This window comes from Halomonas sp. H2 (assembly GCF_050215315.1).
GTDB lineage: Bacteria > Pseudomonadota > Gammaproteobacteria > Pseudomonadales > Halomonadaceae > Vreelandella.
On sequence record NZ_CP189760.1, the window covers coordinates 828753 to 842133 of the forward strand.

Genomic DNA, 13381 nt, shown 5'->3' on the forward strand with positions numbered 1-13381 from the left:
GTGAGGCGTAAATAGTTAGGCGTTAGGAGGTTAACGGCCAGCTTTGAGGCAGCCTACCACTACCAGCACGGTCGCGGCGGGTAGGCGCCAGTCGAGCACGCTCATGCCTGCTAGCACCAGCAGTAGGGCGGCTAGAATCGGCACGCCATACGCCAAGCTGCCCACAAGGCTCGCGTGCCCCCAGCGCAATGCTTTATCCCAGGCCACCATGGCTACTCCGTAAGGCCCCAAGCCCAGTGCGATGCCCGCGAGTAACGCTTCACCGCTGGGGAGGGCGAGGGTGCCTTCCAGTATTAAGCTGGCTGCCACGGCAATAGCGCAGGCAATCAGCAGTAGCCGCGGCAGCAGGGGTGTTAAGGCCACTGGTGCAGCTTGGCTTAACCATGAATAGATCGCCCAGCAGCAGGCGGCCAGCAGTGCTAGCGCGTAGCCCGTGGTGGCACCACCCAGCCCTCCACTGATGGCTTGAGGAACCAGCAGTAGCGCAGCGCCTGAAAACGCAATCAGAGCGCCGACCACCCCTGCGATGCGTAGGCGGCCAAAACGGCTCCATTGGCTGAGCAGCACGAACAGCACAGGCCACGTGTAGGTAATTAGCGCCGCTTCGGCGGCGGGGGCTAGCCGCATACCAATAAAGTAGGTGCTGACGGCGCCAAAGATGAGCAGTGGGATACCCACCCAAACGCTGAGTTGCCAACCCACGCCGCTGGCAGCGACGTTTACGCGGCGGCTTAATGGTAGCGTCGCCAATGATCCCGCTAACAGGGTAACGGCAGTTAACTGCAAGGGCGGTGTCGCTTTGGCAAACTCAGCCAGCAGCGGTGCCGCACTCCAAAGCATCACGGCCACCAGCGCCGCACCAACACTGTACCAACGTGGGAATAACGCAGGGGAGTGAACGGGATGCATAAGAGTTCTCCTTGATTTGAGCATGTACCGAGCAGCATACTCATCATCAATGCATCACAATATCGATCTTTTGTGATCGTTTTCATCAAGCTTGGTGATATATGCGTGCCCCCACGTTAGACCTAACCCTGCTACGCACCCTGGTGGCGATTGCGGACACTGGGAGTGTGACCGCAGCTGCTAAACGGTTGGCGTATACCCAGTCCACTGTGAGCATGCAGCTCCAGCGGTTAGAAGCGCAGCTCTCGCTCACGCTGCACGAGCGGGAAGGGCGGCGAATACGCTTTACCTCAGAAGGTGAACGCTTGCTTAACCACGCCCGACGGCTATTAGCACTTAACGATGACGCGTGGAGCGATATGCAGGCGCGCCAGGTGACAGGCGATCTTACTCTCGGCATTCCTGAAGATTATGCTTCGTTGCTGCCTTCGGTGTTTGCCTACTTTCATCAGCTCTACCCCGCTGTGGGGTTAAAGGTGATCTGCGGCACTAGCGCGCATCTCGTTGAGCAGGTTAAAGCTAAAGAGCTGGATCTCGCCCTGGTGACCCGACAGCGCAACTCGCCGGGCGGCGATGTGATTCGCCGGGAACCGCTGTTGTGGGCAGTCGGTATGAACCAGCAGCCGCTGCTAAGCGACCCGTTGCCGTTGGCGCTCTACTCACCGGGGGCTGACGTATTCCGTGAAGTGGCCGAGCAGGCGCTGCAATCGGCGGGGCGCAGCTGGCGCGTGGCCTATACCAGCCAATCCATGGCGGGGCTGGCGCCAATTGTGACCGCTGGGCTGGCCATCGTGGTGGTGACTCGCAGCATGCTAACCCCTGCACTGAGACCGCTGGATGAGAGCAGTGGGCTGCCTGCGCTGCCGATGATTGAGTTGGCGCTGCACCGGGCGCCGCACCGACCTTCGGAGCCTGCGCGCCGTTTGGCAGAGTTAATACGCGATCAGCTGGCAGTGCCCGAACAAGCGTTATAAAGTGGCTTTTGAGACCAAGTAGAGCCTAGGTAATGCTTAGCGTTGATGGCCGTGTAGTGCTTTAATCAGCGTAAGGGAGCGTTACTGACTAGAATGAAGAGCAAATGAATTGGCTGTTAGGAGCACTGCATGCACGAACTGGATCACTATATCTACCCGCATCGGGTGTTGCACTGGCTGGTGGCTGGCGCGGTGCTGCTCTCCTTGGCCAGCGGTTTAACGTTAGGCTTTTTGGGCTATGAACGCACCCTCGCTCTAGTCGGTAATATGTTGACGAACTTGCTGTATACCAGCCATAAGACGCTGGGTGTGCTGATCCTGTTGCTAATGACGCTACGTATTATTACCCGCCTGGCCTTTGTGGTGCCTGACCATGAACCGCCTCTAAATGCCTTCGAGAGGGTGGTGAGTACCAGCGTTCACCATTTGCTCTACTTGGCGTTGATCGTTATGCCTTTATTGGGCTGGGCGGCTACCGCAAGCGGCGGCTTTCCCGTGGAGTTTTTCCACTGGCATTTACCCGGTTTGATTGGCGAGCGCGAGCAACTATCTGAACAACTCTTTATGTGGCATGGGCGCCTGGGGTGGGTTATTTTAGGCTTGGTGGTACTGCACGTCGCCGGTGCCATATTCCATTGGAAAATCAAACGCGATAACGTTATGAAACGTATGAGCCTGTTTGATTAATGACCAAGGTTAATACCTAACTCGCCGAGCCGTAGCGATAGAACTCTACCGCTTGGCGTGATTTGACAGCGTACATATGGCTATCGGCTTCACGCAGTAAACTCTCAAGAGTGGCGCCCTCTGTTCCCTGGCAAGTGCTTACCCCAATGCTCACGCTAACACTAACTCGCTCGCCGCAGGGGAGTTTGATGGGTGAGCGAATGGCTTCGTCGATACGTGCCTGTATATTCTCAAGCGTATCGTGAGGTTCGATGTTCTCCATGATAATAATAAACTCATCACCACCAAAGCGTGCACAATGGTCACCGGTACGCGCCATATGGGCAATACGTTTGGCAACTTGTTGTAAGACAAAATCACCTGCCTCATGGCCGTAGCAGTCGTTAATGGGTTTGAAACGATCCAGATCAAGCATCAGGAGCGCCAAGCGATGGCCGTTTTGACGATTACGCTCCAGAGCTTCTGCGGCGCAGCGCGCCAGGCCATGGCGATTTAATAAACCGGTCAGCATATCGCCGTTGGCTAAATGCTCTAGCGCTTTAGTTCGGGCAGCGACTTTTTGTTCCAGCACGGCTTCCTGCTTTTTTAGCGCAGCTAGCATAGCGGCTTGAGCGCGCTCTTTTTGCCGTTTAAGTTTGTTAAAGCGTGATGCCAGTGCAAACGAAAGCAGTAACATTTCTAGCGCCGAGCCAATTTGAATGCCGTGTAGGGTAATAAAATTAGCCGGCAGTATGCCCAGGTTGCGGAGTGTAAAGACACCTGCACCCAGCAGAAATATCGACCACGCAAACACGAAGAGTCTAGCGCTGGGTATGCGTCGAAAGCTGCAGTAGCTGCCGCATATCAGGAGCAGTAAAGCCGCCATAAACCCCGTCACATCCATTAGGTGGAGGGCCGCAGGAATGGGCAGCAGCAGCGAGGCAATGACGGCGAGCCAACAGTAGCTGCGAAAGGTGTTTAATACCTGGTGCCAGCGTGGGCAATACGTCTCTGTGTTTAGGAAGCTCTGCGCAAACAGTGTGGCCATGGTAGAGGCAAAGGTGAAACCGAGCGCCACCAAGCGAGACGTGTTCTCACCCAGAAAACTCCAAAACATGAGTGTGCCAATGCCGTTAAACGCCAGAATGGCAAGTCCAAAGCCTGCGACAAATAGCGAGTAGTGAAGAAATATGCGCTCTTTTAAGCCGAAAAATAGCAGTAAGTTATATAAACCCATCGCCAGCAGCATGCCAAAGTAGGTCGCCAGCCAAAAATTATGACGATCATTTTGGGTATAAAACACCTCTGGCGTTAATAAGTTGTAGCTCAGCATCTTGCTGCCTGAGGCAGCCACATGGGTATACAGCGTGACGGTTTCAAAGGCGGCCAGCTCCAATGGAAAAACCGCCTGACGGTGGGCAAGCGCACGCTGTTCAACGGGAACCGCGCTGCCGCTTCGTTGCACACTGCTTAGCTGTTGGCGAAGCGTATAAAGGGTAACGTAATCCAAGAACGGGTATTCAAACTCCACCATCCAACGCTGGGGTTCCGACGAATCATTGCGCACCTGAGTGCGCAGCCACACATCACCACGGGTATAGCCGAAATTTAAATCTTGGGCTTGGTGCGTGGGTGTAAAAGTACGCGATTGGGCGAGCAAATCGTTAAGCGTTACAGACTGTTCGTCGGCGTGCCAGAACTCGTTATAAGGGGCAAGTGAATAGCTCGCCTGGCTTGGCGATGCGGATAGGAGAGTATTTGCCTGCGCCCAGGGCATAAAACAAACCGCAAGCAGCAGCAATAAGCCGGTGTAAACACCCGCTGTTAAACGTTGTGCATGCATAGGGTATCGCTTTTTTCGTTTTTTTACCCCGTTCGCTGTTCCCTGGGTTCCCTTACCCGCCGGGGGCCGCTAATTCGTCGGCATAGCGCTCAGATGCGGTTTGCATGCCACCCCGCTCAAAAGCAGCTCAAATTTCCTTGTGCCGTACGATAAGCTCTTTGAGTGTAGTTGGCTTTGGTGAAAGGAAACGTTGAAAACTCTCATGCTTAAGTCATAGCACGACTTAAATGTTGCGTAAGTCGTTGAATGAGTTGCCCGCTGTGGCGCCAAAAATGCCAGTACAAGGGCACTGCCAAAAAATGACCGGGAGCAACACTGGCTAGTTGGCCACTGGCCATTAATTCGCCGACCTGCAACTGAGGCATCATGCCGTAACCGACCCCGGCTGTGGCTAAGCGCACAAACCCTTCTGAAGATGGGCAGAGGTGATAAGGAAAGTGGCCGTGGTAGCCGCACTGAGCAAGAAAGCGATGCTGCAACTGATCGTGAGGGCCGAAGACGATGGCTGGCGCGGATTGAAAGCTCTCTTTGCAAGGGCCTTCTGGAAAGTAGCGTTCGATATAAGCCGGTGTCGCCAAAGGGTGGTAGCGCATTTCTCCCAGCGCAACACTGCGTGCACCGGCTATCGGTTGTGGTGTGGCGCACAGGCAGGCCGCTACATCGCCATCGCGCAAGCGCTTGAGCCCGACATCCTGGTCTTCAATCACCAAATCCAGCAATAAACCCTCCTCTTGGCAGATCGTGGCAACGGCCTCGGCCCACCAAGTGACCAAGCTATCCGCATTGATAGCAATCCGCAGACGCGGCGCCTGGTCATCCAGCGTGGGTAGGGAGCCGCGGAGATCGCGCTCTAATAGCTGTACTTGCTGGTAATGGGTCAACAGCCGCTGACCCGCAGGGGTCGGCGCTAGATGAGGAGAGCGTATAAGCACCGGCTGCCCAAGGCGAACCTCCAGTGCCTTAATGCGCTGGGAGACAGCTGACTGCGAAAGCCCCAGTACATCGCCTGCGCGCTCAAAACCGTCGCACTCCACCACGATTGCCAAGGCATGAAGCAGTTTATAATCCAGCATGTCGGTTTTCCCAAGGCAGCAAAAAGTGACACAGAGCAAAAAATGGTGATGAAACGGCGTAGTGCTCTCTATTTAAGATCAAATAGGATTGAATCTCATAGGCCAATGAATTACATTTCAGGCAGGACTAGAGCACCAAAACCCTCTCGGGTTGCCTAGCACTTTATGTGAGTAGTTTCTGTAATGCCACAGCCTAAAGGACACTGTAATGCCCGCCATCATGCTCCGTCGCCCTCTTGCTGGCATCGTTGCGCTTAGCGCGCTGATGCCTTTTGCCCCAGTTGCTGTCGACACTGCTGCTGCTGACGGCACCGTTAGCGCTGACGCCGTGGTTAAACACTACGCCGATCTGGCTCATGCCAATTACGCCGATGCACTGAATGCTGCCCAAGCATTGAACGAGCGTATCGACGAATTGCTCGCCAATCCCACGGCCGAAACCCTGAGCGCAGCCAAGCAAGCCTGGCTGCAGGCGCGGGTGCCTTATCAGCAGAGCGAAGTGTTTCGTTTCGGTAATGCGGTGGTGGACAACTGGGAAGGGCAGCTAAACGCCTGGCCCCTTGATGAGGGCATGATCGATTATGTCGAGGGCGATGACTACCAATATGAGCTGGGCAACGAAGGTGCCACTGCCAATATCATTGCCAACGAGCAAATCACTGTCGGCGGCGAAACTCTGGACGTTAGCGATATTACCCCAGAATTACTCGCCGACCTGAATGAAATCGGCGGCTCGGAGGCTAACGTCGCCAGCGGCTATCACGCCATCGAGTTTCTGCTCTGGGGGCAGGATCTGCATGGCTTTGAGGAAGGCAACGGCGAACGACCGGTGAGTGATTACCAAACCGGCGATGACTGCACTCATGGCCCCTGCGATCGCCGCCGCAGCTATCTGGACGCAGTGTCTGACCTGCTCGTTGACGACCTTGAGTGGATGGTGGCCCAGTGGGCGCCGGAAACCGAGGGTAACTATCGCCAGGAACTGCTCGCCGAGAGCGATCAGGAGGGCCTGCGTCGTATGCTGTTCGGTATGGGCTCGCTCTCCCTGGGTGAGCTGGCAGGTGAGCGCTTAAAGGTCGCCCTTGAAGCCAACTCTTTTGAGGATGAGCACGACTGCTTCAGCGACAATACCCACAACTCCCACTACTACAACGGCCAGGGTGTTCAGAATATCTACACCGGCAGCTATCAGCGCCTTGATGGCAGTGTGGTAGAGGGGCCTTCGCTGCAAGACTTACTGTCTCAAGCAGATAGCGAGCTAGCCGACACCCTTGGTGCGCAGCTTGAAGCCACCATGGCGAGGCTTGATGCTATCAAGCAGGCGGCTGAAGCGGAAAGCTCGCCGATGGCATTCGATATGATGATTGCGCCGGGTAACGAGCAGGGCAGTGAATTGATCAACGAGGCGATTCTCTCCCTGGTGGCGCAAACAGGGTCTATCGAACAGGCCGCAGGTGAACTGGGCGTGACCTCCCTACAGCCTGATGATGCCGGTCACCGGTTCTAGAGCGGACTAGCGTCTACCATGAGCCGCCGATAGTGTTGCTATCGCGCGGCTCTGTTGGTTTTGTCAGTATCTTCCTTCTCAAGGTATCACCATGTACCGCTTACCCCGGTTTATTGTCCTAGCCAAGTGGGTGCCCAGCACATTAGCCCACAGCAGTTTCTTACTGTTCTTGTTGGCCGTGCCCTTGCAGGCAGCCGAATCACCTATACAAAATGTGCCACCTAGCCAAGATTATCCCATTCAAACGACGCCCATGAGTGGTGGCAATGGCTCGGTGGAGCAGTTTGACCATAACGCCTATTCGCTGCCGTTGGGTAATATGTCGATGACCAAGCGGCTGGATTTCAGCGTCGGTAACAGCTTCTTTCGCAACCCTTGGGTGGCGGCGCCCGCCAGCACCGAGGCCCGGGATGGCCTGGGGCCGCTGCTCAATACCAATAGCTGCCAGGGGTGCCACCTTAAAGATGGTCGGGGGCACCCACCCACCGGCGACGAAAACCCCATCGCGCTGTTTCTGCGCCTCTCGCTACCCGCAAGCCAAGCGGATCCAGAAACACTGGAGCAGCGGGGCGCGCTTCCGGTACCTAACTACGGTTTGCAGCTCCAAACCGCGGCGATTAGCGGTGCCAAGCCCGAGGCCAAGCTGGTGATTGAGTATCGTCCTCGGGAAGTGAGTTTCACCGATGGCACCAGCGTCACCTTGCAGGAGCCGCTCTACTCGATTGCCGAGCCCGCTTACGGAGAGCTGCCGGAGTCACTGCAAACCTCGCCACGGTTGGCACCGCCAATGATTGGCCTGGGCCTGCTAGAAGCGATTCCTGAAGCTGACCTTATCGCTGCCGCAGACCCTGCAGACGACGATGGCGACGGAATTTCCGGCCGCTACAACCAAGTGTGGGATGTGCGCAGTGGCACCACGGTGCTAGGGCGTTTCGGCTGGAAAGCCGGAGAGCCCAGCATTGAGCAGCAGGGCCTGCATGCCTTCGCCGGGGATATGGGGCTGACCTCCAGTCTGGTGCCACAAACCGACTGCATGGAGAACCAGGGGTGCGATGATTTTCCTAACGGTGGCACGCCTGAGGTCAGCGATGACGTGGCCGACTTCGTGACCTTCTACGCCTCCAGCTTGGCGGTACCGATGCGACGCAATATGGATGACTCAGCGGTGAAACAGGGCGCTGAGAGATTTAACGCGCTCGGCTGCGCGAGCTGCCATACGCCGCGCCATCGCACCGCTGCGGATACTGCCCGTCCGGCGCTAGCCAATCAGGAAATATGGCCCTATAGCGACCTACTGCTCCACGATCTGGGCGATGCCCTGGCTGATCATCGCAGCGAGTTCCAGGCCGATGGCCGAGAATGGCGCACCCCGCCGCTGTGGGGCATCGGCTTGGCGCAAACGGTTAACCCCCGGGCTGGTTTTCTCCACGATGGTCGCGCCCGCACTCTGGAAGAGGCGATACTCTGGCACGGTGGTGAGGCAGAAAGCGCTACCCAGGGCTATCGCGCATTGCCCGCTGACCAGCGAGCGGAACTTATACGTTTCCTTGAATCCCTGTAAGTCATTACTGTTAAGGAGTTAACGTGATCGCATCTCTTCGCCGCCTGAGTTTGCTGGCTTGCGCGCTACTCGCGACGCCGCTCTCTTTTGCTACGGACACCCCTGTGCCGCGGGAAATGTGGCACGGCGCGGTGGAACTTCAGTATGCTGAGCTGAGCGCCGCCTCCGAGCGCCTGGAAGCTAGCGCCGCACGCTTTTGCCAGAGCCCAGACGAAGCGCTCAGACAGCGGCTGGAAAATGACTGGCTGAGCGCCTATCAAGCTTGGCAGGCGGTGCGTTTTATTCAGTTCGGCCCGGTCGAGCAGAATAGCCGAGGCTGGCAACTGCAATTCTGGCCAGACCGTAAAAACCTGGTGGGCAGCAAGGTGCGCGGCTGGCTGAAGGCAGCCGAAGCCCCGGATGCCCAAGATATCGCCAGTGACAGCGTGGCGATTCAAGGCTTTCCCGCCCTTGAATACTTGCTTTATGACGACGCCATGGACGAACAGGCCCTGAGCGACCCTGGAGCCTGCTCGCTGATGCAGGCCATCACCACGCATCTTGCTGATACCACAAGCGCGCTGCATCGCGACTGGCAGGCCTTTGGCGAGCACTATCTTGAGACTCCTGACTACACGGAGACCACGCTGGCGAGCGCCATCCAGGCTCTCGAAATACTCGAAGATAAACGGCTCGGTGAGCCCATGGGCCTTAAAGGCGCACCCGCCAACGGCTACTTGGCGGAAGCGTGGCGAAGCGGACAAACGGTTCGATTGGTAGAGAGCAGCCTGGAGGGTCTGCGTACCGGCTTCTTGCCGGGGCTCACCGCGCTGTTGCGCGAGGCCGATGCGCTGCCGCTCGCCGAGGCGTTTCGTGATCAGTTGGATAAGACACTCGTTCAGGCCAGCGAACTGCCACCGGGCTTGGTGCCTTCCCTTGAAGACGAAGAGGCGTTTCGCGGTCTGCAGTCGCTCTACCTCGACATCAGCCAGCTACGCCATCTACTGGGTAACGAGATCGCTGGTGAACTGGGGCTGGTACGAGGCTTTAACTCCAGCGATGGGGATTAAACCATGCAGCGACGCCAAGTACTCAAAGTAGGGTTGGGCAGCGTCGCCATGGCGCTGACCCCGCTGAGTTGGGCGCTGCCCGCGCGGGAGGAAGCCGCTTGGCTGTTCAGCGCGGTAGACGACCCCAGAGGAGGGCATTACATCGCCGGGGTGGCATTGGATGGTCAGACCCGCTTTATGATCGAAGTACCCGAGCGCTGCCATGGAGGCTGTCTGCGGCCCGACTCTCGCCAGGCGGTATTGTTTGCTCGCCGCCCTGGCACACGGATGCATGTGATCGATGGGGACAGCCGCCAATTAGCCCACACCATTGCGGCCGGGGAGGGCTACCACTTCTACGGGCATGGCGTTTTCGACCTGAGCGGGCGCTATCTGTATGTCACCGCCAATCGTTTGGAGGACAGCGCCGGGCTAGTGCGCGTTTACGACGCTGCCAACGACTACGCCCATGTGCGCGATATGCCGCTGGGTGGTATCGGGCCTCATGAGCTTAGGCTGATGCCGGATGGTGACACACTGGTGATTGGTTTGGGGGGGATCAAGACTCATCCTGACTATGGCCGGGTTAAACTCAATCTTGATACCATGGCACCAGCGCTGATGCTGCTGGATCGCCACAGCGGTGAGATTCTGGCCCGTCACGAACCTTCGCACCACCAGCTCAGCTGTCGTCATCTGGATGTAGCGGCGGACGGTACCGTGATCGCTGGCTACCAGTTTGAAGGGCCCGAGTGGGAGACCCATCCGCTGATCTGTCGTCTGGCTGCCGACGGGCACTTCTCTGAGCTGGCGCTGCCCGAGGACGTCACTGCCAGCTTGAACCAATACACCGCCAGCGTGGCGTTTAGCCGTATCTCTAACACTGTGCTAGTCACCGCACCCCGCGGCAACCGGGTACTGCTGCTGGATACCGCGCAAGGCAAGCTTATTGTCAGCCTGGCGCTGCCCGACGCCGCCGGCGCCCGCTGCGACGGCAACGGCGGCTTTCTGGTCTCCTCCGGCCAGGGCGGGCTTTACCGAGTAACACCTGGCTCGGCAACACCCCAACTGGTCGCCAGTCTGGAACTCCGCTGGGATAACCATCTGACATAGCCCTTCGGAATCGCCCTTAGGAATAGCTCTTAGGAATAGCGTTCCGGTTCAGACTACTCTTTGTCAGGCCTCTGTCGCTGCTCGTTTGCCACCCAATATGAATGACGTCTTCTTGGTGAGAGGCGCTGCTGTTAGACTTCAGCGCTCTTTACAGGAAGGCAAGGAGCCCCATGGAACTGCTGCGCTTAGTATTTCATCACTACCGCTGGCCCTTTTTAGGCGCCATTGCTTTGAGCCTATTGAGCGCTGGCTTAGGGGTCGGGGTAATTGCCTTTATCAACCAGCGGCTTATCTAAGTAGGCAGTATGGCGGCGCTGCCGCAATTTCTCGGCCTGCTGGCGGTGCTCCTGGCGGTCACACTCAGTACGCAATTAGCGCTGACCGTGTTGGGGCACCACTTTGTGTTTGACCTACGCTCGCGGCTGGTGAAGCGGATTCTCGACACCGATATTGAGCGCTTGGAGCAGTTGGGCAACGCCACCTTGCTGGCCAGTCTGTCCAGCGATGTGCGCAACATCACCATTGGCTTTGTGCGTCTGCCGGAACTGATTCAGGGCGTGGTGCTAACGCTTGCCTCGGTGGCCTATTTGGCCTGGCTGTCGCCGCAAATGGTGGTGATCACGGTGCTGTGGATCGCGTTCACCATGGGCGTGGGTTGGGTGCTGGTGTCGCGGGTGTATCGCCATTTTCGCCTCGTGCGTGAAAGCGAAGACAGTCTGTATAAAGATTTCCAGGCGGCCATTGAAGGGCGCAAAGAGCTGGCGCTCAACCGCGACCGTGCCCGGCGCTTTTATGATGAACGCTATACCGCCAATGCCCGCGACTACCGTCATCACATCATCCGCGCCGATACCTACCATTTAAGCGCTAACAACTGGTCTAACATTATGATGTTGGGTGCCATCGGGGTGGTGTTTTTCCTCTCTAATGGGTTGGGGTGGGCGAATACCACGGTGGCTTCCACCTTCGCGTTGACGCTGTTGTTCCTGCGTACGCCGCTGATTCAGGCGGTGGGCGCTTGGCCAACCTTGATCAGCGCCCAGGTCGCTTTTGATAAATTGAGCAGCCTGGAGCTAGCCGAGTACCAGGCAAGCTTTGCTGTCGACGATACGCTGGCTGATTGGCAGCGTCTGGAGCTGGAGGAAGTCACTTATCACTACCCGGACACTGCCCAGGGCGAGGGCTTCCAGGTGGGGCCGCTCAATATGACCCTAGAGCGCGGTGAGCAGGTGTTTTTGATCGGCGGCAACGGCAGCGGTAAGTCGACCCTGGCAAGGCTGCTCTCGGGGTTATACCGTCCCCAAAGCGGCACTATTAAGATTGATGGGCAGGTGGTCACTGCTGCTCAGTGGGAAGCATTCCGCGCTCGCTTTGCCAGCGTGTTTACCGATTTTCATCAGTTTGATCAGACCATGGGCCCTGAAGGCCTGCCTGCTGACCCAGAGGTCGTTGATACCTGGCTTGAGCGATTGCAGATGCAGCACAAATTGCAGTGGGAGGGTGATCGTGTCATCAACACCCAGCTCTCCCAAGGGCAGCGTAAGCGCCTGGCACTGCTACTAGCGATTGCCGAAAAGCGCGATATCTTGCTGCTCGACGAGTGGGCGGCGGATCAAGACCCGCAGTTCCGCCGGCTGTTCTACCGCGAGCTGTTGCCGCACTTGAAAGCAATGGGTAAAACCGTGTTTGCTATCAGTCATGACGACAGCTACTTCGTTCATGCTGATCGGTTGCTGGAGATGTCGAAGGGGCAGCTTAGCGAGCTGAAAGGCGAGCAGCGTGCGCGAGCGAGTGAAGACGCTGTTGCGCAAATTAATATCTAAACCGTGTTAAAAATAGCTAACGTTTTAACGGGCGACCTGCCTGGCGCGCTTACGCGCTTCCAGGTCGCAGCCCTCTAGCGGGCAGGTGCCGCAGGTATCAAACTCATCCAGTAAATAGCGCAGGCAGCAAAGCTTGCGCACCCGCTTAACTTCCTCACTCCCCTTGGGCGTAAAGTAACGCACCGGCTGAAACAGCGGGTTGCGCTTGCCGTTGGGCAGGTTGCGCGCTTCTAGCAACGCCTTGGCAGCCTCAAACGCCTGCCTATTGGCAAGCGGGTGCTCGCCCAGCGCGTTGACGTAAAAGTCCAGATAGCCACCGGCATTGCTCCAGAACACCCGCTGTGCAGCGCCGGAGATGGCCGCTAATTGCTCAATCAACGGTGCCCAGTGCTGCTCAATCAGGGTAGCAAAACGCTCAAACGGATCTTGTGTGGTTATCGGCGTACCTTCGTGGGGCAACCACAGCCGCGAGGTGGCGCCCTTGTCGTTAAAGATAACCTGCATGTCGTCCAGCCCCACCGGCAGGTCACGGTTAAGCAGCAGGTTGGCAGTCAGTGTGGGAACGGTTAGCGCACTTAAGTGCCATTTCGACCAGATCGATACCACTGCCCGCTGGTCTCCGTCTGGGTACTGTTCAGCGAAACGGGAGAGATCTTCTTTGAGCCAATCGGCATTCCGCCAACGGGCTGTTTTGAACGCTTCCAGCGGTGGCGTTCCACCTATTAACGGCGGCGTAAAGTTCGCCAACGGCCCGGTGTAGCAGGACGCTAACGAAGGCTCGAACAGTTGCGGCTGACGCAGAGCAGAGGGCATCGCGGGCTCCATCACAGGGCTTTAACACAAGGTTTTGACACAGCACACAGGTAAAATATGGCATTCAGCTT

At 57.3% G+C, this 13381-nt stretch carries 10 protein-coding genes and 1 pseudogene; 7 read left to right on the forward strand and 4 right to left on the reverse strand.

Annotated elements, in window-relative coordinates; translation table 11 throughout:
• Positions 1 to 30: 30 nt before the first annotated feature.
• Positions 31 to 909 carry a DMT family transporter gene (locus ACQE2I_RS03810; RefSeq protein ID WP_427030167.1) on the reverse strand — a complete coding sequence of 293 codons (879 nt, stop codon included), beginning with the start codon at positions 907 to 909 and terminating at the stop codon, positions 31 to 33.
• Positions 910 to 1010: 101 nt separating this feature from the next.
• On the opposite strand from ACQE2I_RS03810, the gene ACQE2I_RS03815 reads away from it, so the two are divergent.
• Together ACQE2I_RS03815 and ACQE2I_RS03820 are read left to right on the forward strand one after the other, a co-directional pair.
• Positions 1011 to 1883, forward strand: coding sequence for a LysR substrate-binding domain-containing protein (locus tag ACQE2I_RS03815; RefSeq protein ID WP_009286891.1), 873 nt, complete (start codon positions 1011 to 1013; stop codon positions 1881 to 1883).
• Between the two features lie 129 nt (positions 1884 to 2012).
• Positions 2013 to 2570, forward strand: coding sequence for a cytochrome b (locus ACQE2I_RS03820; RefSeq protein ID WP_141439815.1), 558 nt, complete (start codon positions 2013 to 2015; stop codon positions 2568 to 2570).
• A gap of 16 nt (positions 2571 to 2586) precedes the next feature.
• Here ACQE2I_RS03820 and ACQE2I_RS03825 read toward each other — a convergent pair whose 3' ends face one another.
• Complete coding sequence (locus tag ACQE2I_RS03825) at positions 2587 to 4392, reverse strand: sensor domain-containing diguanylate cyclase (RefSeq protein WP_427030168.1); 1806 nt, start codon at positions 4390 to 4392, stop codon at positions 2587 to 2589.
• A gap of 206 nt (positions 4393 to 4598) precedes the next feature.
• On the reverse strand, positions 4599 to 5465 hold the full coding sequence (locus ACQE2I_RS03830) for a LysR family transcriptional regulator ArgP (protein WP_027957195.1): 867 nt from the start codon (positions 5463 to 5465) through the stop codon (positions 4599 to 4601).
• A gap of 208 nt (positions 5466 to 5673) precedes the next feature.
• On the opposite strand from ACQE2I_RS03830, the gene ACQE2I_RS03835 reads away from it, so the two are divergent.
• The 5 genes and pseudogenes from ACQE2I_RS03835 (at position 5674) to ACQE2I_RS03855 (ending at position 12497) form a co-directional block, all read left to right on the forward strand.
• Entirely contained in the window at positions 5674 to 6972 is a 1299-nt protein-coding gene (locus ACQE2I_RS03835) for an imelysin family protein (RefSeq protein WP_200890220.1), read from the forward strand.
• Positions 6973 to 7063: 91 nt separating this feature from the next.
• Positions 7064 to 8533, forward strand: a complete 1470-nt coding sequence (locus ACQE2I_RS03840) for a di-heme oxidoredictase family protein (RefSeq protein ID WP_278370950.1) — start codon at positions 7064 to 7066, stop codon at positions 8531 to 8533.
• A 23-nt stretch (positions 8534 to 8556) separates the two neighbouring features.
• Positions 8557 to 9582, forward strand: coding sequence for an imelysin family protein (locus ACQE2I_RS03845; protein ID WP_427030169.1), 1026 nt, complete (start codon positions 8557 to 8559; stop codon positions 9580 to 9582).
• Positions 9583 to 9585: 3 nt separating this feature from the next.
• Positions 9586 to 10674: a DUF1513 domain-containing protein gene (locus tag ACQE2I_RS03850; RefSeq protein ID WP_278370948.1), complete on the forward strand. Its 1089-nt coding sequence runs from the start codon at positions 9586 to 9588 to the stop codon at positions 10672 to 10674.
• Positions 10675 to 10844: 170 nt separating this feature from the next.
• Positions 10845 to 12497: pseudogene (locus ACQE2I_RS03855) on the forward strand (multidrug ABC transporter permease/ATP-binding protein).
• A gap of 24 nt (positions 12498 to 12521) precedes the next feature.
• On the opposite strand, the gene fhuF reads toward ACQE2I_RS03855, so the two are convergent.
• Positions 12522 to 13310 carry a siderophore-iron reductase FhuF gene (fhuF, locus tag ACQE2I_RS03860; RefSeq protein WP_427030170.1) on the reverse strand — a complete coding sequence of 263 codons (789 nt, stop codon included), beginning with the start codon at positions 13308 to 13310 and terminating at the stop codon, positions 12522 to 12524.
• Positions 13311 to 13381: the final 71 nt, after the last annotated feature.

What these genes read in the sequence shown, in the direction of transcription:
- ACQE2I_RS03850 (WP_278370948.1), top strand. Translation starts at nt 9,586, where the DNA reads ATGCAGCGACGCCAAGTACTCAAAGTAGGGTTGGGCAGCGTCGCCATG.
- ACQE2I_RS03830 (WP_027957195.1), bottom strand. Translation starts at nt 5,465, where the DNA reads ATGCTGGATTATAAACTGCTTCATGCCTTGGCAATCGTGGTGGAGTGC.
- ACQE2I_RS03835 (WP_200890220.1), top strand. Translation starts at nt 5,674, where the DNA reads ATGCCCGCCATCATGCTCCGTCGCCCTCTTGCTGGCATCGTTGCGCTT.
- ACQE2I_RS03820 (WP_141439815.1), top strand. Translation starts at nt 2,013, where the DNA reads ATGCACGAACTGGATCACTATATCTACCCGCATCGGGTGTTGCACTGG.
- ACQE2I_RS03825 (WP_427030168.1), bottom strand. Translation starts at nt 4,392, where the DNA reads ATGCATGCACAACGTTTAACAGCGGGTGTTTACACCGGCTTATTGCTG.
- ACQE2I_RS03840 (WP_278370950.1), top strand. Translation starts at nt 7,064, where the DNA reads ATGTACCGCTTACCCCGGTTTATTGTCCTAGCCAAGTGGGTGCCCAGC.
- ACQE2I_RS03810 (WP_427030167.1), bottom strand. Translation starts at nt 909, where the DNA reads ATGCATCCCGTTCACTCCCCTGCGTTATTCCCACGTTGGTACAGTGTT.
- ACQE2I_RS03815 (WP_009286891.1), top strand. Translation starts at nt 1,011, where the DNA reads ATGCGTGCCCCCACGTTAGACCTAACCCTGCTACGCACCCTGGTGGCG.
- fhuF (WP_427030170.1), bottom strand. Translation starts at nt 13,310, where the DNA reads ATGCCCTCTGCTCTGCGTCAGCCGCAACTGTTCGAGCCTTCGTTAGCG.